This window comes from Massilia sp. 01N410 (assembly GCF_056399665.1).
In genome coordinates, this window is the sequence record NZ_JBFTRV010000016.1 from 1 (window position 1) to 19,413 (window position 19,413).

General features: G+C 58.6%; 16 protein-coding genes. 5 read left to right on the forward strand and 11 right to left on the reverse strand.

What is annotated here, in order from left to right; genetic code table 11:
* A partial coding sequence (locus tag AC1DOP_RS19590; protein WP_442123439.1) for a GDP-mannose 4,6-dehydratase occupies window positions 1-393 on the forward strand: 393 nt, incomplete at its 5' end.
* A 73-nt stretch (window positions 394-466) separates the two neighbouring features.
* Here the strand turns inward: AC1DOP_RS19590 and flhA are convergent.
* Together flhA and flhB are read right to left on the reverse strand one after the other, a co-directional pair.
* Entirely contained in the window at window positions 467-2,602 is a 2,136-nt protein-coding gene (gene flhA, locus AC1DOP_RS19595; RefSeq protein WP_442123438.1) for a flagellar biosynthesis protein FlhA, read from the reverse strand.
* Window positions 2,603-2,638: 36 nt separating this feature from the next.
* Window positions 2,639-3,796 (reverse strand): flagellar biosynthesis protein FlhB, encoded by a 1,158-nt coding sequence (gene flhB / locus AC1DOP_RS19600; RefSeq protein ID WP_442123437.1) that lies wholly within the window; start codon window positions 3,794-3,796, stop codon window positions 2,639-2,641.
* A gap of 265 nt (window positions 3,797-4,061) precedes the next feature.
* Here flhB and AC1DOP_RS19605 point away from each other — a divergent pair, with 265 nt between their 5' ends.
* Window positions 4,062-4,358 carry a hypothetical protein gene (locus AC1DOP_RS19605; RefSeq protein ID WP_442123436.1) on the forward strand — a complete coding sequence of 99 codons (297 nt, stop codon included), beginning with the start codon at window positions 4,062-4,064 and terminating at the stop codon, window positions 4,356-4,358.
* A 194-nt stretch (window positions 4,359-4,552) separates the two neighbouring features.
* Window positions 4,553-4,864: a hypothetical protein gene (locus AC1DOP_RS19610; protein WP_442123435.1), complete on the forward strand. Its 312-nt coding sequence runs from the start codon at window positions 4,553-4,555 to the stop codon at window positions 4,862-4,864.
* A gap of 66 nt (window positions 4,865-4,930) precedes the next feature.
* Here AC1DOP_RS19610 and rfbC read toward each other — a convergent pair whose 3' ends face one another.
* From rfbC to AC1DOP_RS19625, 3 genes are all read right to left on the reverse strand, one after another.
* Complete coding sequence (rfbC, locus tag AC1DOP_RS19615) at window positions 4,931-5,482, reverse strand: dTDP-4-dehydrorhamnose 3,5-epimerase (RefSeq protein WP_442123434.1); 552 nt, start codon at window positions 5,480-5,482, stop codon at window positions 4,931-4,933.
* Between the two features lie 3 nt (window positions 5,483-5,485).
* Window positions 5,486-6,382, reverse strand: a complete 897-nt coding sequence (gene rfbD, locus AC1DOP_RS19620; RefSeq protein ID WP_442123433.1) for a dTDP-4-dehydrorhamnose reductase — start codon at window positions 6,380-6,382, stop codon at window positions 5,486-5,488.
* An 84-nt stretch (window positions 6,383-6,466) separates the two neighbouring features.
* Window positions 6,467-9,316, reverse strand: a complete 2,850-nt coding sequence (locus AC1DOP_RS19625) for a YjbH domain-containing protein (RefSeq protein WP_442123432.1) — start codon at window positions 9,314-9,316, stop codon at window positions 6,467-6,469.
* A 661-nt stretch (window positions 9,317-9,977) separates the two neighbouring features.
* Between AC1DOP_RS19625 and AC1DOP_RS19630 the strand changes: the two genes are divergently transcribed.
* Together AC1DOP_RS19630 and AC1DOP_RS19635 are read left to right on the forward strand one after the other, a co-directional pair.
* Window positions 9,978-11,918: a polysaccharide biosynthesis protein gene (locus AC1DOP_RS19630; protein WP_442123431.1), complete on the forward strand. Its 1,941-nt coding sequence runs from the start codon at window positions 9,978-9,980 to the stop codon at window positions 11,916-11,918.
* Between the two features lie 27 nt (window positions 11,919-11,945).
* The gene (locus AC1DOP_RS19635) at window positions 11,946-12,506 is read left to right on the forward strand and encodes a sugar transferase (protein WP_442123430.1); all 561 of its coding nucleotides are present in this window, start codon (window positions 11,946-11,948) and stop codon (window positions 12,504-12,506) included.
* 316 nt (window positions 12,507-12,822) lie between these two features.
* Here the strand turns inward: AC1DOP_RS19635 and AC1DOP_RS19640 are convergent, their stop codons facing one another.
* The 6 genes from AC1DOP_RS19640 to AC1DOP_RS19665 all read right to left on the reverse strand — a co-directional run bounded on the left by AC1DOP_RS19640 (window position 12,823) and on the right by AC1DOP_RS19665 (window position 19,396).
* Entirely contained in the window at window positions 12,823-13,776 is a 954-nt protein-coding gene (locus AC1DOP_RS19640; RefSeq protein WP_442123429.1) for an NAD-dependent epimerase/dehydratase family protein, read from the reverse strand.
* Window positions 13,773-14,879: a glycosyltransferase family 4 protein gene (locus tag AC1DOP_RS19645; RefSeq protein WP_442123428.1), complete on the reverse strand. Its 1,107-nt coding sequence runs from the start codon at window positions 14,877-14,879 to the stop codon at window positions 13,773-13,775. The genes AC1DOP_RS19640 and AC1DOP_RS19645 overlap by 4 nt, the downstream gene beginning before the upstream one ends.
* 94 nt (window positions 14,880-14,973) lie before the next feature.
* A complete protein-coding gene (locus AC1DOP_RS19650; RefSeq protein ID WP_442123427.1) occupies window positions 14,974-16,110 on the reverse strand; it encodes a glycosyltransferase family 4 protein in 1,137 nt (378 codons plus the stop codon).
* Window positions 16,107-17,108 (reverse strand): EpsG family protein, encoded by a 1,002-nt coding sequence (locus tag AC1DOP_RS19655; protein ID WP_442123426.1) that lies wholly within the window; start codon window positions 17,106-17,108, stop codon window positions 16,107-16,109. The genes AC1DOP_RS19650 and AC1DOP_RS19655 overlap by 4 nt, the downstream gene beginning before the upstream one ends.
* Window positions 17,101-18,264, reverse strand: coding sequence for a glycosyltransferase (locus tag AC1DOP_RS19660; protein WP_442123425.1), 1,164 nt, complete (start codon window positions 18,262-18,264; stop codon window positions 17,101-17,103). The genes AC1DOP_RS19655 and AC1DOP_RS19660 overlap by 8 nt, the downstream gene beginning before the upstream one ends.
* 64 nt (window positions 18,265-18,328) lie before the next feature.
* On the reverse strand, window positions 18,329-19,396 hold the full coding sequence (locus AC1DOP_RS19665; protein ID WP_442123424.1) for a hypothetical protein: 1,068 nt from the start codon (window positions 19,394-19,396) through the stop codon (window positions 18,329-18,331).
* Between the last annotated feature and the right edge of the window lie 17 nt (window positions 19,397-19,413).

A 19,413-nucleotide genomic window follows, 5' to 3' on the forward strand; every position in this document is an offset into this window, starting at 1 on the left:
ATCGCCCAGGTCGCCAACGGCCAGCGCGAGAAACTGTCCGTGTACGGTGGCGACTACCCGACCCCGGACGGCACCGGCATGCGCGACTACATCCACGTGGTCGACCTGGCGATCGGCCACGTCAAGACCCTCGACAAGCTGGCCCAGGGAGCCGGCCTGCATACTTACAACCTCGGCACCGGCAATGGCAACAGCGTGCTGGAAATGGTGCATGCCTTCAAAAAGGCTTGCGGCAAGCCGATTCCGTATCAGATCGTAGACCGTCGCCCCGGCGACATCGCGAAGTGCTACGCCGACCCGATCCGCGCGCGCGAGGAACTCGGTTGGACGGCGAAGCGTGACATCGCGCAAATGTGCGCCGACTCCTGGCGCTACCAGACGACCCCAAAATGAGCATGAGGTAACTCGCGGACCGCCCCCTTCCTTACGCTCTGAATCAGGCAATCTATGCAAGCGATTGTCTGATTCAGTTCGCACCCACCAGGCTCGTCACCCGGATCGTCTTGGTTTCCGGAATCTCGGAATGCGACAGGACCTTCAACTGCGGCAGCGCCCGGCGCAGGAAGCGCGACAGCAGCGTACGCAGCGGTCCCGGCACCAGCAGCACCGGCGTCAGCCCCATCGCCTCCTGCTGCTGGGTGGCGTTGGCGGCCTGCTGGACGATGGTATCGGCCAGGCCCGGCTCGATGCCGGTGCCGTCGCCGCCGGCGTTCAGGGCTTGCACCAGCAGGCGCTCGAGACGGTTGTCCAGGGTCATCACCGACAGCTCATTAGTGCCCGGGAAAAGCTGCTGGACGATGGCGCGGCCCAGCGCGATGCGCACCAGCGCCGTCAGGTCGTTCGGATCCTGCACCGCCCCCCCATGCTCGGACAGGGTCTCGATGATGGTGCGCATGTCGCGGATATGCACGCCTTCCTGCAGCAGGTTCTGCAGCACTTTCTGCAAGGTCGACAGCGACACGACCTTCGGCACCAGGTCCTCGACCAGCTTCGGCGCATCTTTTGCCAAATGGTCAAGAAGTGCCTGCACCTCGGTGCGACCCAGCAGCTCCGAGGCGTGGGTCGTGATCAAGTGATTCAGGTGGGTGGCGATCACGGTGCCGGCGTCGACCACCGTATAACCCATGTTCTGCGCCTCGTCCCTGAGGCCGGCGTCGATCCAGATTGCCGGCAGGCCGAAGGCCGGATCGGTGGTGACCGTACCGGGCAGCGTGCCGCTCGCCATGCCGGGGTTGATCGCCAGGAACTGGCCGTTCATGGCTTCGCCGCTGCCCATTTCCACACCCTTCAGGGTGATGCGGTAGGCCGAGGGCTTCAGCTCCAGGTTGTCGCGGATGTGCACTGGCGGCGCCAGGAAACCGACTTCCTGGGCAAACTTCTTGCGGATGCCCTTGATGCGCTTGAGCAGGTCGCCGTTCTGGCCCTTGTCGACCAGCGGAATGAGGCGGTAGCCAACTTCCAGGCCCAGGGTATCGACCGGCATGACGTCCTGCCAGGTGGCCTCTTCCTGCTCGGTCGGCGCCGCCGCCGCTGCACCGCCGGCACCTCCCGCCCCGCCGGCGGCCTGCCCGGCGGCGGCGGCGCTGCGCGGCCCGCTTCCCGCCGGCGCGTTCTTGAGGCGCCGCTCCACCAGCCAGCCGGCGCCGATCAGGACGCTGCCCAGCAGCAGGAACACGAGGTTGGGCATGCCCGGGATCAGACCCATGCCGCCGATGATGCCGCCGGTGATATACATGACGATGGGACGGCCGAACAGCTGGCCGATGACCTGCTCGCCGACGTCCTGGTCGCTGGCCACGCGCGACACCACCATACCGGCGGCGATCGAGATGATCAGCGAAGGGATCTGCGCGACTAGGCCGTCGCCGATGGCCAGCAGGGTGTAGTTCTTGACCGCGTCGGCGAAGCCCATGTCGTGCTGGAGCATGCCGACGATCAGGCCGCCGATCACGTTGATCAGGGTCACCAGGATGCCGGCCACCGCATCGCCCTGCACGTACTTCGAGGCACCGTCCATCGAGCCATAGAATTCGGCTTCCATCGCCACGTCCGCGCGGCGCTGCTTGGCCTCCGCCTCGCCGATCAGGCCGGCGTTCAGGTCGGCGTCGATCGCCATCTGCTTGCCCGGCATCGCATCCAGGGCGAAGCGCGCCCCCACCTCGGCGATACGGCCGGCACCCTTGGTGACGACCATGAAGTTGATGATGGTGAGGATGATGAACACCACCAGGCCGACGGTGTAGTTGCCGCCGATGAGGAAGTGGCCGAAGGCTTCGATCACCTTGCCGGCCGCCGCGCCGCCGGTATGGCCTTCGGTCAGCACCACGCGGGTCGAAGCCACGTTCAGCGCCAGGCGCAGCAGGGTGGTAACCAGCAGCACCGCCGGGAAGGCCATGAAGTCGAGCGGCTTGACCGTGTACAGGGCGGTCAGCAGCACGATGACGGACATCGCGATGTTAAAGCTGAAGAACAGGTCGAGTGCGAAGGCCGGCAGCGGCAGGATCATCATCGACAGCAGCAGGATGATGAGGATAGGCGCCGCCAGCGCGTTGCCGCGTCCCGCGATGCCCTGGAGCCAGGCCGGTAGTCTGAAGCCGTTCATTGCTTGATTTCCTCGATTGCTTTCTTTGTTTGTTGCTTATTGCTTTTGCTGCGACGCGGGATTGAACGGGTCCATCTCCGGCGGCACCGGCAGCTTGTCCGGGCGGTCCGGATAGTGGTCGCTGCTGCCCTTGGTGTAGGCGCGCAGCTGGTACACATAGGCCAGCACTTCGGCCACCGCCGAGTACAGGGCTTCCGGGATCTCGTCGTCGATGTCGGCGTGCTTGTACAGCGCACGGGCCAGGGCCGGGGCTTCCAGCAGCGCGACCTTGTTTTCCTTCGCGATCTCGCGAATCCTGGCCGCGACTTCGTCGGTACCCTTGGCCACCACGCGCGGCGCGCCCTTCTGGCCGTCGGCGTACTTCAGCGCCACCGCGAAGTGGGTCGGGTTGGTCACGACCACGTCGGCGGTCGGGACGTTGCTCATCATGCGCTTGCGCGCCATCTCGCGCTGCAGCTGGCGGATCTTGCCCTTGATCTGGGGATTACCCTCCGACTCCTTGGACTCCTGGATCACTTCCTGGCGCGTCATCTTCAGCTTGTTGGCGTAGTGCCATTTCTGGTACGGGCCGTCCAGCACCGCAATCGCCCCTAGCGAGCCGACCATGATCATGAAGGCCTTGACCAGCAGGCTCGTGAGGTGACCGGTGGCGGTGCCCAGCGGCTCGAGCGCCAGGCCGATCACGGCGTCCTTCTCGCTCATCAGCACATACCAGGCCACCGCGCCGACCAGCAGGGTCTTGGCGACGGCTTTCAGCAGCTCGATCAGGGAGTTGCTCGAGACCATGTTGCCGAGGCCGTTCAGCGGATTCATCTTGCCGAAGTTCGGCATGAAGGATTTGGAGGTGAAGTTCCAGCCGCCGATCAGCAGCGGCGACACCACGCCGACCAGCATGATGGCGATCGCAAGCGGCAGGCAGGCCAGGATCACGCTGCCGATATCGGCGGTGATGCGTTCGATCAGGAGGTTCGGGTTGGTGATCTGGTCGCGGTTGAGCGAGAGGCCGCGCGCCAGCGTGCTCGACAGCTTGTTGACGACACCGCCGCCCAGCATCCACAGGACGGCACCGGCGGTCATCAGGACGGTAAAGGTGGAAACTTCGCGCGAGCGGGGAATGTCGCCGTTCTTGCGTGCGTCACGCAAGCGTTTGGCTGACGCTGGTTCTGTCTTTTCTGCGTTGCTGCTCTCCGCCATTCCCGCTCCTGTTGCGCCGGCTGCGCTGCCGGCTTTGGTTCAGGATGGGATTATTCCAGAAGTTGCCCTAGGGCTATAGAGCGAACAGGTGGGAAAAGAGCTGCCTTTTCCGTTCCTGGGGCTGGAAAGCGTTAGAAAATGTGAGATTGTTTAAATATAATTGCTGTACACTGATGTGTTACGGGCAAGTGAAAGAATATTTACACTTTCCGTATGGGTCGTTGGAAAGACTGGCCTGACACTTTTAATGATTTAAAGGAACAACATGAAAAAATTGATGATCGTCGGCGCCATCCTGAGCGCACTGTCGGCACAAGTGCTGGCACAAGACAATACTGCTCCGGCTTCGAACTCGGGTAATACCGCTGCTGCCCAGACCGGCACTGCTTCGACCGGCACCACCGGCGCCGCGTCGTCGTCGGGCAGCTTCTTCGGCAGCGGCACCATCGCCGGCATGTCGACCGGCACCGCTATTGCCATCGGCAGCGCGATTGCCTTCGTTGCCGTCGCTGCTTCGGACAACGAGACCACCACCAGCCACGCGACCACGACTCACCACTGATCGGCTTGCCGGACGCTTTTGGGCGTCCGGCAATTTCACTAACCGCCTATGCCGCGGTTCGTGGAAAAATACTCACAGTTTTCGTCCTTGATTGCTGAACAGGCAGGTTGATAGTGAGTCAAGGCAACATTTCGTTGTTATAATCCCATAGCAACAAAGTATTGCTGCACTATTTATTTAATCAAGGACCCAATATGAAGAAAATCATCGCTGCTGGCGCAATCCTGAGCCTGCTGTCGGCACCAGTGCTGGCACAAGAATCCGCTGCTGCCTCGAACACCGGTAACGCTGCTGCCGCTGGCCAGACCGCTGGTACTGCCGGCACCGCTGGCACCGCCGGCACCGCTGCTGGTGCAGCGTCGTCGGGTGGCTTCTTCGGCGCCGGCGCCATCGCTGGCCTGTCGACCGGCACCCTGGTCGCCGTCGGCGCCGCTGTGGCTGCCGTGGCCGTTGCCGCTTCGGACAATGGCTCGACCACCAACCACTCGACCACCACCCACCACTAATCGGTGCGTGGGCGCCTCGCGCGCTCCGGTTGCAAAAATATCGGCTGCTCACGCAGCCGATTTTTTTTACCCGAACACCTCGATCTCGCCGAAAGACTTCCCCTGCGCGTCCTTCGGCGCCAGCCGGGGTTCGCCGTCGATGGGCCAGGCAATGTCCAGGGACGGATCCTTCCACGACAGCGTGCGCTCATGCTCCGGGTACCAGTAATCGGTGGTCTTGTAGAGCACCTCGGCCACCTCGCTCAAGGCCAGGAAGCCATGGGCGAAGCCGGGCGGAATCCATAACTGCCGGCGGTTCTCCGCGCTCAGCACTGCGCCGGCCCAGCGTCCGAAGGTAGGCGAGGACTTGCGCAGATCGACCGCGACGTCGAACACGCTGCCGCCCACGGCGCGCATCAGCTTTCCCTGCGGATGCCGGATCTGGTAGTGCAGGCCGCGCAGTACACCCTGCGTGGACATGCTGTGATTTTCTTGTACGAATTCGACATCAAGTCCTGTCGCGTTCCAGAAATCGCGCAGGTTGTAGCTTTCATAAAAGTAGCCGCGATCGTCGCTGAAGACCTTTGGTTCAAGCAGCAGTACATCGGGGATCGTGGTGGCGGTGACGGTGTAGGGCATGTGTTAACTTGTCTGGAAAATCTGGCGCAATACACTGCCTACACCCTCTTGCCACGGCGGCAGCCGCAGGCCGAAGGTGCTGCCGAACAGGCTCGTGTCGAGACACGAATTGGCCGGGCGCTTTGCCGCGCTCGGAAAGGCGGCCGTCTTCACTGGCATTACGCTCTCGGGTGCCGCCATGAGCGGTTTGCCGGCCGCGCGCGCGGCCTCGAGCACGAAACGGGCATAGTCGTACCAGCTGGTTTGACCTGCTGCCGTCACATGATAAGTCCCGTAAGGGAAGACATGGCCGCCTTCACGCGCATACTGCCGGACCAGATGGGCAGTCAGGTCTGCCAGCAAGGCGGCGGAGGTAGGTGCACCGAACTGGTCGTCGACGACTTGCAGCCATTCGCGTTCGGCGGCCAGGCGCAGCATGGTCTTTGCAAAATTGCCGCCGTGGCTGCCCAGCACCCAGCTGGTACGCAGGATCAGGTGGCGCGCCGTGGCCCCGGCCAGCGCGCGCTCACCGGCCAGCTTGCTGCTGCCGTAGACGCTCTGCGGCGCGGGCGTATCGCTTTCCTTGTAGGGGGCCTGGCCTGAGCCATCGAAGACGTAGTCGGTCGAGTAGTGAACGACCAGGGCATTTAGACGCGCGGCTTCTTCGCCCAGGACGCCGGGTGCGCTGGCATTGACGGCAAATGCGGCCTCGCGCTCGGATTCGGCGCGGTCGACCGCGGTCCAGGCAGCCGGGTTGACGATGACGTCGGGGGCCACGCGCCGCACCAGTTTGCGCACGGCGGCCGCATCGCCCAGATCGCAGTCGGCGCGGCCGACGGCGACGACCTCCCCCAGCGGCGCCAGTGCGCGCGCCAGTTCGAAGCCGACCTGCCCGTCCTTGCCCGTCAACAGAATCTTCATCGATGTCCCGTAGCGATGCGCGCTGGTTCTAGCACGTATATTCTTTCCATTGTACGTGCAGAACCTTACGCGCAGGGGGCACCGTCAGTAGCTGCCGCTCCAGGCCACGCTGACCGACTTCGGCCCCGGGGCGACGGCAAAGCTCGAGCGCGTATCGCTGCGCTGCGCCTGCCACAGCCAGCTGCCCATCGCATAGCCGAGCACACCGCCGGCAACCACGTCGGACACCCAGTGCTCGCGCCCCGCGGCACGGCCCAGCGAACTGGCGGCGGCAAGACCGTACAGCCACGGCGCATCGTACTCCTGTGCGAACGGGGTCACCGCCGCGAACGCGACCGTGCTGTGATTCGACGGGAAGGAGGCATTCGAGCGGTCCGAGGCCTTGCTCCACTGCCCCAGTCCTTCGTTGGGCCGCGCACGGCCGACGATGCGCTTGGTGGCCATCGACACCGCCGCCGCGCCGGCAATCGACTCGAGCGAGATGATGCCCATGTTCTGGGCGCGCGCATCGCCAAAGGCAACCGCACCGGCGGCAGCGCCGGCCAGCAGCACCGGCATGCCCTTGCCCACGTTGTCCCAGGCGCGCGCGATGCTGGAGCCGGCGTGCTTTTCCATGAAGCGGTCGACCGGCTTGTCGAGCAGGGCGCCGCCCAGGATCGCACCGCCGCCAAGCACCGTGCCCTTCGCCCATTGCGGCAGGGTCGGCGTATTCGAGAACGACTGCTCGATGCGATAGCGGAACAGCGGCCACATGTTCGGCGTCGGCCGCACCGGCGGATTCACGGCTGCCAGGTTCTGCTCGTCGCGGCGCTCGGCAAAGTTGCCCAAGCCGTCGTAGGTCGTCAGGTCGCGGCGCGGCTGCTCGAACAGGTCGTACAGGTCGCCGGGGCTGGCGACCATCTGGCCGACGTCGCGGGTCCAGGGCGACAGGCCGATGCCGGCCGTCGACTGCGAATCCATCGGCAGCATGATGTTCAGCGGCACCGACAGGAATACGCCTTTGTCATTGTAGGGATTGGTCGGCGTGCCCGGGTTGGTGATGTCCTTGCCGTTGGTCTTGGTGTACCAGGCGCCGATCTCGACACCCGAGGGGAAGCGGCGCTTGAGCTCGAAACGCACGCCTTCGTCGCGCGCCAGGAAGCGCCCTGCCCGCGCAGTTGCGGTCATGTCGTAAGGTAGCTTGTAGTGCAAGGAGCCTAGCGCCGTGACGGTCTTGTAGTCGAGCTTGTCGAACCACCCCTTGTAGCCGCGCTGCTGGAGCGCGTCGACCGCCACGTCGGCTGCCCAGCGGCTGTCCTTCGGCAGGTACAGCACCTGGCCGCCAACGCCTCGGTACATCTCTTCATAGAAGCCGGCCGAGGCGCGCGCATACAGGCGCTCGTCGAGCGTGAGGTACTGGTTGAGCAACAGGCGATTCAGCTTGAGGCGGCCACCGCGCTTGTACTCGGCGACGTCAGTGCGCACGTGCGGCAGCAGGCTGTTGGACTTCTGGGTCACGCCCGACACGTTCTCGAACAGGTCGAGCTTGAACGCGCTGTTCAGGTAAGTGCCCTGGCCCAGGCGCTTGTCGTAATTGGCCGCGGCCGCCACCTCGTAGCGCAGCGCGCCGCTCGGATCGTTGAAGAAGAAGGCGATCTTCGGCACCGTCTTGAAGCGATTGGCCTCGCGGTCTTCGGACACGACCTGGACGATGTTGCCGTCCTGGCCCACCTGCACCGCCAGACCGCTCTTCTCCTCGCGCACCGCGGCGAGCAGGCCCTGCTGGTCGTCGATACGGTCCGCCGGGCTCGAATAGCGCACCAGCACGGTCTGCAAGAAGGACTCGCGGTCGGCCAGGCCGGTCAGGTAGTCCGTAAGTCGCTGCATGTCCTGGAACTCGTAGGTAGCAATCGGCTGTTCGAGCTTGGTGTACGTGACATGGATCGCACGCGTACCTTCCGGTGCGAACGCGAGCGCGGTGCGCACCGCCCGGCCGATGGCGCGTCCCATATTCGAGATGCGGTTGTTGGTCAGCGTGAGCTTGAGGACGTTGCTGTCGAGTTCGACGCGCACGTTCTTGAAGTCCTGCCTGACCAGGGCCTGGGCGAGCGCGGCCCCGTGGTTGCCGTCCTGCTGCCATTCCGCGGCCGACACCTTCGCTGGGGCCTTCTTCGGGTCGAAGGGGGCCGGTTCGTACAGCTTCGGGATGAATTCCCGCTCCGAGAATGGGATGCTGACGTAGGCGTTGGCGCTGAAGTGGTCGCGGTGGCGCGCGACTTGAGCGCCTAGCCAGCCCCAGCGGTATTCGAGGCCGACGGCCGGGCCTTTTTCGCGCAGGGCGGCACCGGTGTCGGCGGCGTGGAAATCCTTCTTGTAGTCGTTGGCGTCGTATTCGGCGACCACGGCCCAGCCTGGCAGCGCGGTCGGGGCCCAGCGGGCGCCTGCGAATAGACCGCTTGGGCGCTTTCGTCCGTAACCCAGACTGGCCTCAATATTCCGCGCCGCGCCAAAAGTCTTGGTCAACACCACGTACTGCCCCTTGAACAGCTCAGTCCCGAGCAAGTCGGTTGCGCCAACCGACACAGCCGGCAACCAGCCCGTTTCCTTCCAGACGTTGAGCTTGGCGTCGAAGACCTTGTCTTTATAGCGCCCATATCGCTGTCCGTATTCCGGACTGACGCTCTCGAACGGAGGCACCCCGTTCAAGGAAACATAACGGCCTGTCAACTGGAGGAACGGCAAGAAGGTCGCGGACACCCATGTACTACCGTATGGGCTGTCATAACTGTAACCTGTGCTAAAAGTGCCATCCTGCTCGACCCAGGCGCTCGGCATATTGATATAACCAGACTGCCCCTGGGTTCCAGGAGTCGATCCGAATGCGCTCGTTGCGGCAAGCACCAGTGAACTGCAAAGGGACAGCTTGAATGAGTTTCTGAATGCGGTATCGATCATCTAAAAATCCGGCAAAGACGCGATCGACCTCTAATCCGAAATCTCGTGCTAATGACAATCGCAAATGTGAGATTTTATCAGCTCAACCATCAGCAGCCAACTGCGCATCCTGGTATCCGGTGAATAACAGACAACACCGAAATTTATAAGTCGCTGAACACTACTTCATCAGGGGTGTAAAGATGTTAAAAGCGTTCCTCTCGAAAATTCGTTCAAATACGGATGATGCAACTACGCAACAGTTCGTTAAGACTCTTCTTAGTCGCAAGTCTTTCGGAAACTGCAGGCTTTAGCTTGTTTGTAGCTTGCCCAAGGTCTGCCACTTCAAGCTTTTTCCCTGCAAGAAGGACCAATTTACTGCAAAAATATTACCTCAATTAACCATTTTGCAACTCTCAAATTCCCCCACTGGAGGAGGAAAAATCCTACTCCTGCCTGCCTTTTTCCTCAGCAATAAAGTATCATTCTGGGCACATCATGCATTGCAGCAGCCCCGTAAGTCAGCGCTCGCAAATCCGTTACAAACGGTGAGAATTTAACCGCCCCAGGAATAAGAAATTTTCCCGGCATTCGCCGAAAAGCTCGGTTTTCATTCAAAAAATCGCTGCGCTGAATAATTGATGACATTTAGGCGAAACAAAAAGTCATCTCATTACAAAATATGAAGAAAACATTCCTCGACCTACCTCGTCGCCAAAAGCAGGCCGTCGCAGCCGCAGCGGATCTGATTTTTGTGCCGCTGACTTTTATTGTGGCGCTGGCGCTACACTTCAACAGCATCCAGCCATCGGAATTCAGTAAATACATATGGCTGATCCTGGCTGCACCAATCATCTCGATTCCGGTGTATGCACGGATTGGGCTCTATCGCGCCATTATCCGCTATATCGACCACCAAATCGTCGTGACGGTCGTGAGAGGTGCGGCTGTGTCTGTAGCCATGCTTGCCCTGATGGCGCTGGTATCGCTCGGTGATGCGTTTTCGCCGACTCCGTTCCTTATCTTTACCGCCAACCTTATCCTATATTTGCTGGCAAGCCGCTTCTTGGCGCGTGGGTTCTTCTTGGGAGACCGTCGTGCCGCCGACCGCGTCAACGTGATCATTTATGGCGCAGGCGATGCGGGCGTGCAGCTTGCCAATGCTTTACTGCCCGGCAAAGAGTATCTGCCGGTCGCCTTCGTGGACGACAATCCCCAGTTGCACCGAGCGACGATCAGCGGCATCAAGGTCCACGCATCGGAGCGGCTCGGCGATCTCGTGGAGCGACATGACGTCAACACCGTCCTGCTGGCGATGCCCTCGCTGAGCCGCGGCGAACAGAAGCAGATTATCGACCGCCTCACTCCGCTCAAGGTCAAGATCAAGGTCACGCCGCCGGTCAAGAACCTGGTCAAGGGTATGTCGCGGGTCGACGACGTGCGGCAGGTCGAGATCGAGGACCTGCTCAGCCGCGACCCGGTCGCGCCCGATGAGGCCCTGCTGTCGGTCTGCATTACCGGCAAGGCGGTGGCGGTCAGCGGCGCCGGCGGTTCGATCGGTTCGGAACTGTGCCGCCAGATCATCAAGCTGAAACCGCGCCGCCTGGTCCTGCTCGAGATTTCCGAGTATGCGCTATACGCGATCGACCAGGAACTGCGCGCTGCGTTGGCGGCAAGCGGCCAGGAGACCGAACTCGTTCCCTTTATTGGATCGGTGCTGGATTTCGACAAGGCACGCGACATCTTCCAGCATTTCGAGATCGACACCGTGTATCACGCAGCAGCGTACAAGCACGTGCCGCTGGTGGAGCAGAATCCGGTCGCGGGCATCCGCAACAACGTGTTCGGCACGCTGAACTTTGCCCGTGCCGCAGTGGCGGCTAAGGTGAAATGCTTCGTCCTGGTTTCTACCGACAAGGCAGTCCGCCCGACCAATGTGATGGGGTCAACTAAGCGTCTGGCCGAACTGATCCTGCAGGCTTTTGCACGCCAGCACAGCGGTACCCGCTTCTGCATGGTCCGCTTTGGTAACGTGCTCGGTTCGTCCGGTTCGGTCGTACCGCTGTTCCGCAAACAGATCGCCGCCGGCGGCCCGGTGACCCTGACCCATCCGGAAATCACGCGCTACTTCATGACGATTCCCGAAGCAGCCCAGCTCGTCATTCAGGCCGGCTCGATGGGCCAAGGCGGCGACGTGTTCGTGCTCGACATGGGCGAACCGGTCAAGATTGCCGACCTGGCGAAGAAAATGATCCAACTGAGCGGCAACGAAGTCAGGTCTCCCATGTCGGAGAGTGGCATCGAGATCCGCTATGTCGGGCTGCGCCCTGGCGAAAAGCTTTATGAAGAGCTGCTCATCGGCGACAACGTGAGCGGCACCGACCATCCACTGATCATGCGCGCCCAGGAAGCCGAGATTGCGTGGCCCTTCCTGGAAATCATGCTGAAGCACCTGGACGAGGCCTGCGCCCGCAGCGATCAAGACGCGATCCGCGCCCAGCTGCGCAAGATCGTTCCGGAATTCACCCCATCGTCGGAGATCGACGACCACTTCTGGAAAAGCCGTAGGGAAGACCTGGATTCCACCGGCATCGATAAACCGCTCGAAGAAGCGCGTGCCTGAACATTAAGTATTAAGGGTTAGTACCACATGAAACGTGTAGTTGATTTTGTATTGGCATTGATCGCATCGCTGATTTTCCTTCCCCTGCTGTCCGTGCTCGCGGTCGTGGTAAAGCTGACCTCGAAAGGACCTGTGCTGTACTGGTCGGATCGCGTCGGTCGGGATAACCGCATGTTCTCGATGCCCAAGCTGCGCACCATGCGCACCGACACGCCGGTGGTGGCAACCCACCTGCTGTCCGATCCGAACCAATATCTGACTCCGGTCGGCGGTTTCCTGCGCCGTACTAGCTTGGACGAACTGCCCCAGCTTTGGTGCATCCTGACAGGCGACATGAGCGTGGTCGGACCGCGCCCTGCGTTGTTCAATCAACAGAACCTGATCGAATTGCGCACCGAACATGGCGTCCATACGATCCGTCCAGGGCTGACTGGCTGGGCACAGATCAATGGCCGTGACGAACTTCCGATCCCGGACAAAGTGCGACTTGATGCTGACTATCTTCACAGGCAATCATTTGTCTTCGATGCTAAAGTTATGATTCTTACCTTTATCAAGGTGGCGCGTCGGGAAGGTATTACTCACTGATGCAGAATCGGCGCAGGTTTCAAAAAGGTCAGGACCGGGCAATCTCGACCTGCCAATTCTAGTACATCGAACGAAGCCTTGAACGCAAAGCGTCCGCTGAACACAGTAGACGCTCCAGATCCGCTCTAGGTACCTTGCCGGTAGCGGAAAAGCCGGTAACTCGGCAATCAGCAATATACAATCAATCCACGAGCTTTCGAACGGCGGCAACGACAATTGACCGCCGCAGCCGTGGCCTGATTTTTCTCTCGCGCAACGAACTTCCAGTTCAGGTTCGCCGCTTTCCCTCAAATGTCGAGGGAATCCAATGATCGCTTCAGCGCAAGTTATCGCCTACTAACTGGAAACCCTGTAATACAGTCTTTGGCGGTGCCCAGTTCAATAGTCTCCGGGTTTTCGCCATGTCGACCTGCAGGTTACCGACAAGCTGTTTGTAGACGTGCGGCTTCCCAACCAAGGTGGTCGCAATCCGCAACATCCACAGTGGTATCGGCACCAATCTTGCCTTGACACCGACAGCATGCGCCATCGTCGAGACCAGTTCCGTTGTAGAAAGATCATGGTCATCGCAAACAAGGAAGACCTGGTTTTTGGCAGCCACATGCCGCAGACATCCAGTCGTCAAAAGGTCGACCAGGTTTTCGACAGAAACAAGACTTCGGCGGTTTTCCCGGATGGCCCCCAGAGGTAAAGGCCTACGCTGTCGCACCGCGTTCAAGAGCGAACCCAGATTACCGGGCGCGAAAGCGCCATAGACGAGCGGCGCGCGGACAATAACTACCTCCATATCACTCTGCTCCGCCAAAGACATGAGCCCTCGCTCTGCCTCCAACTTCGACAGTGCGTAAGGCGTTTGAGGATCAGGTTTGTCATCCGCCGTAAACGGAAGGTCGAAGGTTTCCGAGCCATTTACACCAATTGAGCTCAAGAATATGAACCGGCGTACGCCGCATTCGGTAGCCTGCGTCGCAAGTCTGAGAGTCCCATCCGTGTTTACAGACCTGTAAACAGCTATCGCCTCTGCGCCGCTGCGCCGATCAGCCAGCTTGTGGGCTCTGGCCGCAAGATGAAAAACCGCCTCAATCCCTTGCAATGCGGCTGTCCAATCGGTTTCCGGTCCCACGACCGCCGCAAAATGCTTGCAGCCGTCAGGAACTGGCTCATTTGGCGAGCGCGTATGAAAGATGATTTCCGTAGTCCCTGACTCGAGCAACCTTTTGACCAAAGACCGCCCGACGAATCCATTTGCACCGGTAACCAAAACTTTCATGCGGCAGCTTTCAACAAAACGTTGTCATAAACGGCCAATGTCTCCGCTCGCATCTTGTCGAACGAATACTCAGCCAGGAATCTTTGACGCCCATTATCCCCCAGCAGGCGAGCCTTACTCGGCGATCCCAAGAGTTCGAGAACTGCGGAGGCGATATCCTCCACCGCATTATTGTCCACCAAGCGGCCATTTACGCCATCCTCTACCAACTCGGGAATTCCACCAACTTTCGAGGCGACGACCGGTAAACCCGCCCTCATCGCTTCAATGATAGTCAAAGGTAACCCCTCCCAGTCCGACAACAGAACGAACACGTGGGATCTCGCCAGTCTTGCGGCTACGTCATTGCAGGCGCCAGAAAACTGAACATTACGCAATCCCAGCTCATCCGCCCGACGAACACACGCCTCGAGTGCTGGCCCATCGCCGACGAATTCCATTTGCCAGTTGTGTACGGGGAGCCGCGCGAGCGCCTCGAGTACCAAGGCTTGGCGTTTGGGCGCCTCGAAACGAGCCACCATGATCAGGCGGGTTTCGCCAGCGGGCTGAGGAGGAGGCACGTAATCCGGGACGCATGGCATACCGTTTGGAATTGTCCTGATTTTTTCTTCCTTGATGACGTTCAAGGAGAGTGCAAGGTTTCGATCGTAGTTCGACACAGCAATAATTGCTGCGGCAAATCTTGCCAGCGTACGTTCGATAAAGATGTAGAGCGCACGTCGGGATTGAGCGACACCTTCCGTGAACGCCCATCCATGCGCTGTAAATACAGCGGGAATACGGCACCAAGCTGCCGCGAGTCTGCCAACAATACCGGCCTTGGAAGAATGCAGATGGATGACGTCCGGTTTGACGCGCTTGATCCATCTGATCAGTTCGAAGATGGCAAGTGTGTCCGAAACAATTCGGATTTCGCGCACGAGCCATGTCAAGGAGGCGATCGGAAGATTGCGAGCACGCGCCTTCTCCAAAAGAATACCAGAGCCGCCTGTCAAGATAAATACTTCATGCCCCGAAGCATGTACCCCTTCAGCGAGATCAAGCATATGTACGCTTGCGCCGCCCATTACATCAGAACGAGTTATTACAAAAAGTATTTTCATACCATCTACGATCGAAATATTTATTCGTGCCCCAAGCTCTACGATAGACCGTATTCGGAGTCGTCAAGTCACGTGGGAAATTGCTAAAACAGTGTCAGACTACTGCCCGGTTCCAGACGCCCTGATAGCCAGCGACCATCCGATCGAGACTGAAGTTTTGTTCCACTCGCTGACGCGCCCGCCGCTTTCGGTCGTCCCAGTCTCCGGTCTGACGGGCTGCAAGCGCCAATCCCATCGACTTTGCCAAGGCTGCCGCGTTGTTTGGCGGTGTGACCCAGCCCGTGTCGCCGACGATCAATGCAGCATCACCGACGTCAGTCGTAACGCAAGGGGTGCCACAAGCCATGGCCTCCGCCAACACGTTCGGAAAGGCTTCTGCGGAACTGGACAGTACGTGCAGATCCAGCGCACTCATCACTGCCGGAATATCATGGCGAGGCCCCAGCAACATTATTTCCGACTGTAGGCCGGCGTGGGCGATTCTTTCGCTCAGTTCAGCATTCTCGGCCACCATTCCTGACCCCACCAGCAAACAGCAAAACCGTTGCCCTGATTTCTTCAACTCGGCCAACGCTTTGATCAGATTGGCGTGGTCTTTCTGCGGATCGTAGCGGCTCACCATGCCAAGCAATGGCACGCTTTTATCGACATTCCAACTCGTGCGTAAAGCGGCACGTTGCTGTTCGTCGTACATGAAGTTCTGGAGATCGTACCCGTTCGGCACGACAACCATCTTTTCGGCTTTGTAACCAAGTGCCGCATGCACCACTACACTCTTTTCAGCGCAGGCCGTAATTTGTCTCGGGATAAAGTGCGACAACCTAGCCAGGAGCCGGGCAATCATGATCGTCTCGCTCTTCGATTTTCCTGGTTCGAGAACTGTATGATGAATTCCCCACACGACCGATTTTACGCCAGCAAGACGAGCCGCTAATCCACCCAGAAGGTCAGCGTGGTACATCCAGGTCTGAACGACGTCAGGTCGCGCAGTACGGATCAGATTCCAAAGCTTGGCCAGACCGCGCATCGTGACGCGACCACGCGGCATATCCAAAGCATGGACATCCACATTTGCGGCGAGAAGTTTAGAACCATAGTAACCCAAGTCCATCAAGGAAATTACTATGTGGGAATTCTGTTTATCGGACAAACATAGACGGTAAAGAACAGCTTCCGCCCCACCATTCCCGAGTCCCGTAATGACGTGAAGAATACGCCTACTATCGCTCATGCCAGACCAAATCCTAATAACGGTTGATTCAAACGTGCTACCCATTGCACTGCCAACAACGCTCCTAACACCACCAGAGCGGCATGGCGCCGCCAACCGGTCAAGTTAAAAGCAGCGAGGCAAACCAGCACTGCACCGCTCTCGAAAATACGGGCAGTTACTTCGACAAAGAAATACGTTCCCAAATAGAACAGAACCACACTGGTTTCGAACATGTATTTCTTCAGATATTTCTTTCCTTCGAAGGACATCAATAGAAAGATAATCGCCCAGAAGAGGAAGCCGACACCGCTGATTCCCGTAGCGCCGAAGCTGTACTCATCCGCCTGACGCGCGCCAACGAGTGAGGCTACCCATCCGAGACCGACGCCGACCGCAATTCCGATCCCCAGAAACGCCGGCAAGCGTAAACTGGGACCAAGTCGAAAGCGCTGAGTTGCGGATGTAATGCCAATCAATAACAGAATAAAGACAAACGACGTATGTATAAAAGGCGCACATGCAATCAATGTCCATCGTACTTTTCGCCGCGGAGAAAACCAGCCTACGAGGAAAACGGCTAACGCTGCGCCCTGCCTGATGTGAATCAGATAGTTCTTGATAACCATGGGCATGATTAACAGAAAAAACCCAAAAACAACGATTCTGCGATCGAATCGCAAAATCTTCAGCGCAGCCGATGTGGCCGACACAAAAATGATCGTTCGCACGACCGCTTCTGGGGTCAAAATCAGCCCAAGGACCGAATTCAACAGCAGCCATAGCGGTTCATTAGCAAAAACCACAAGAGGGTTAATTGTCCAGAACGCAACAAGCTGGTCCCATGCGTTTTGAGCATAGGACAGATAGTTTTCGTGATCGAAGAAATTTTCATTAGGCAGCAGACATACGATACTGCCGTAAATTACCGCAAGCACCAAGGTGCCAACCTGAAAATTCAGGCTGCTGACGGCATCACGCCCCTCGGCCACAAGCCTCGAATTGCTCACATCAGCCACCACACGTTTCTCTTACCGCTTGCTCAGAATGTGAAATTTGAAGCAGCTGTAAATATCCATCTACGGATCTCTCGACAGAAAAATCGCTGGCGCGCTCATACACGTTTGGCGGGTTCTCATCAGCGAGGGCAGCTGCCATCGCTGCGGCTAGAGCCCGCGTATCATCCATTGGCACGACCCGCCCCCACTTTCCATTTTCCAGAATCTCCGCCGGGCCGCTGGGGCAGTCGGTGCTCACGACCTTGGCTTCACAGGACATTGCTTCGATCAGCACTGTCGGCAACCCTTCCCACGATGACGAAAGCACGAAGAGACCGGCGGCACGGAGGTAAGCATATGGATTGCTGACGAAGCCCGGCAGTGCGACGCAGGCGCTCAGTCCGAGGGTTTTTACTTGCTCTTCCAAGTCGCTTCTAAGTTCACCCTCGCCAAGAATCATTAACCGAGCCTCAATGCCCCTAGATGAACGCAGAAGGGCGAACGAATTGAGCAAATGTTCGAAATTCTTCTGGCGCGTCAACCGACCGATGGCAACAATGACCGGCGGTTGTCCTGGAGCGAACCACGGATGATCGACCGACTCCAGACTCTTCTGTTTTATCTGAACAGCATCGATCGGGTTATATACGGTATTTACCCGACTACGGGGAAGCCCAAGTGCCTTCGCCAAGTCGTCGGAAACACCATTCGACACCCCGACGATTGCATCTGCCCGCGGATAGCTGAACTTCATGGCGCCAACTTCGATTGAGCCGCGAAGCGATACACGTCCTTTGACAGCGCTACTCAAGGTATTGTGCTCGCTGACGACCAACCTGGTCCTCACGCCCGACATTGCCCGAGCGGCGATCGCGATGACATTCGCATGGTTCAGCACAGACAAAGTAGCTGTTGGACGCTCCTCGCGCAGGTAATTTATCAGGCCTGAGCAACTTGTCAGTACTCGCGAAGCGCCAAGGTCGACAATATTAACCGCCGGGCTCACATGAGCCAGATAAGGACCGGTAGCTTGCGCCAGCACCAGATCCACGTTAACGCCACGTTCGGCAATAGCATTTGCCAGAGTACCGGTCACGCGCTCAGCCCCGCCCCCGCCCAGAGAAGGAAGGTAGATTGCTAACTTGTTTTTTAGCGTTTCAGTTGTTCTATTTTTCATTGAAGGTCTGCTGCATCGTACCCGATGTCCTAAGAGCTTGGCTCATCACCACACCCACATGCGGTCAGTTCTTGTTCCAAATATCGCAGTAAGTAGACGCCACTTTGACATGACTGTGTACTTCCTCTGCAAATTTCCTTGATTCAAAACCTATTTGCGGAATTTCACTCCGCCGCTCGAGCAATTTTTCGATTTCAAGCACAATGCTCGCTGCGTTCGGGCTGATATTTATTACTGGCGACGAACGCACGCCGATCGAGGTAAGCGACTCCGGCTCAGCTCCGCCAAGCACGACCTTCCCCATGGCCAAAGCATACACGCCGTTGACGCCTAGCGAATACGTATTGGTCTGGTCGATCACGACGTTGGTACGCTCCATCAGTTTAAGGTAGCGATCCAGCGGCATTTTCCCATCAATTATGAGCTCCAGGTCATTAGGGTATTTTTTCGCCAAAAACCCGAACGCTTCCTCCACGTGCCGCGTGCCCTTGGCACCGTAGCGGTTAAGACCATGAAACACGACAATCTTTCCCTCGCACCGGTTTTCTCGATACTGAATTTTTTCCAAATTCAACGGGATCGGTATAGTTGGAAGACGATTTTCGGCGCCGGCATAGCTGACCTCGTATTCGTACATGATCGGAATAATCCCGCGTACCATCTTCAAGGCAGCCTCGTTGAAGCGAAACGCTGCATCCTCCTGCATGTAGAAAGACTCGGCTTCCAAGTCATATTTCAGAATATCGTCAAACGGACTATAGCGTAGCGCAGCCTTTCCAAAACGCCAGAGATAAGCGTCATCGCCGGAAGCCGACATGAAAAGCTTTCGGTTTTCAGCGGCGATCTTCTTGATGCAATGCAGACCAGGGAAAAATTTCTGGTAAAGTATGAATGGATTAATCAACTGCACAACATCGAAGTTTTTTATCTTCGAAATCGCTCTGAACAGTTTTGCGCGTCGATGCACAGAACCAAGAATGGACGGCAAGGGACTATCGAGGTCCACATCCCGTGGAATTTTCTTAAAGCCATCGGCGCCGGCCACAAGGGTAACCTCGTGCCCTAGGGAGACTAGGCCGTCTTTTAAGTTGTTGTGCAGTGAACTGTATTCACCGAGAAGCAGGACTTTCATTCCAACCGCCAGCTGTT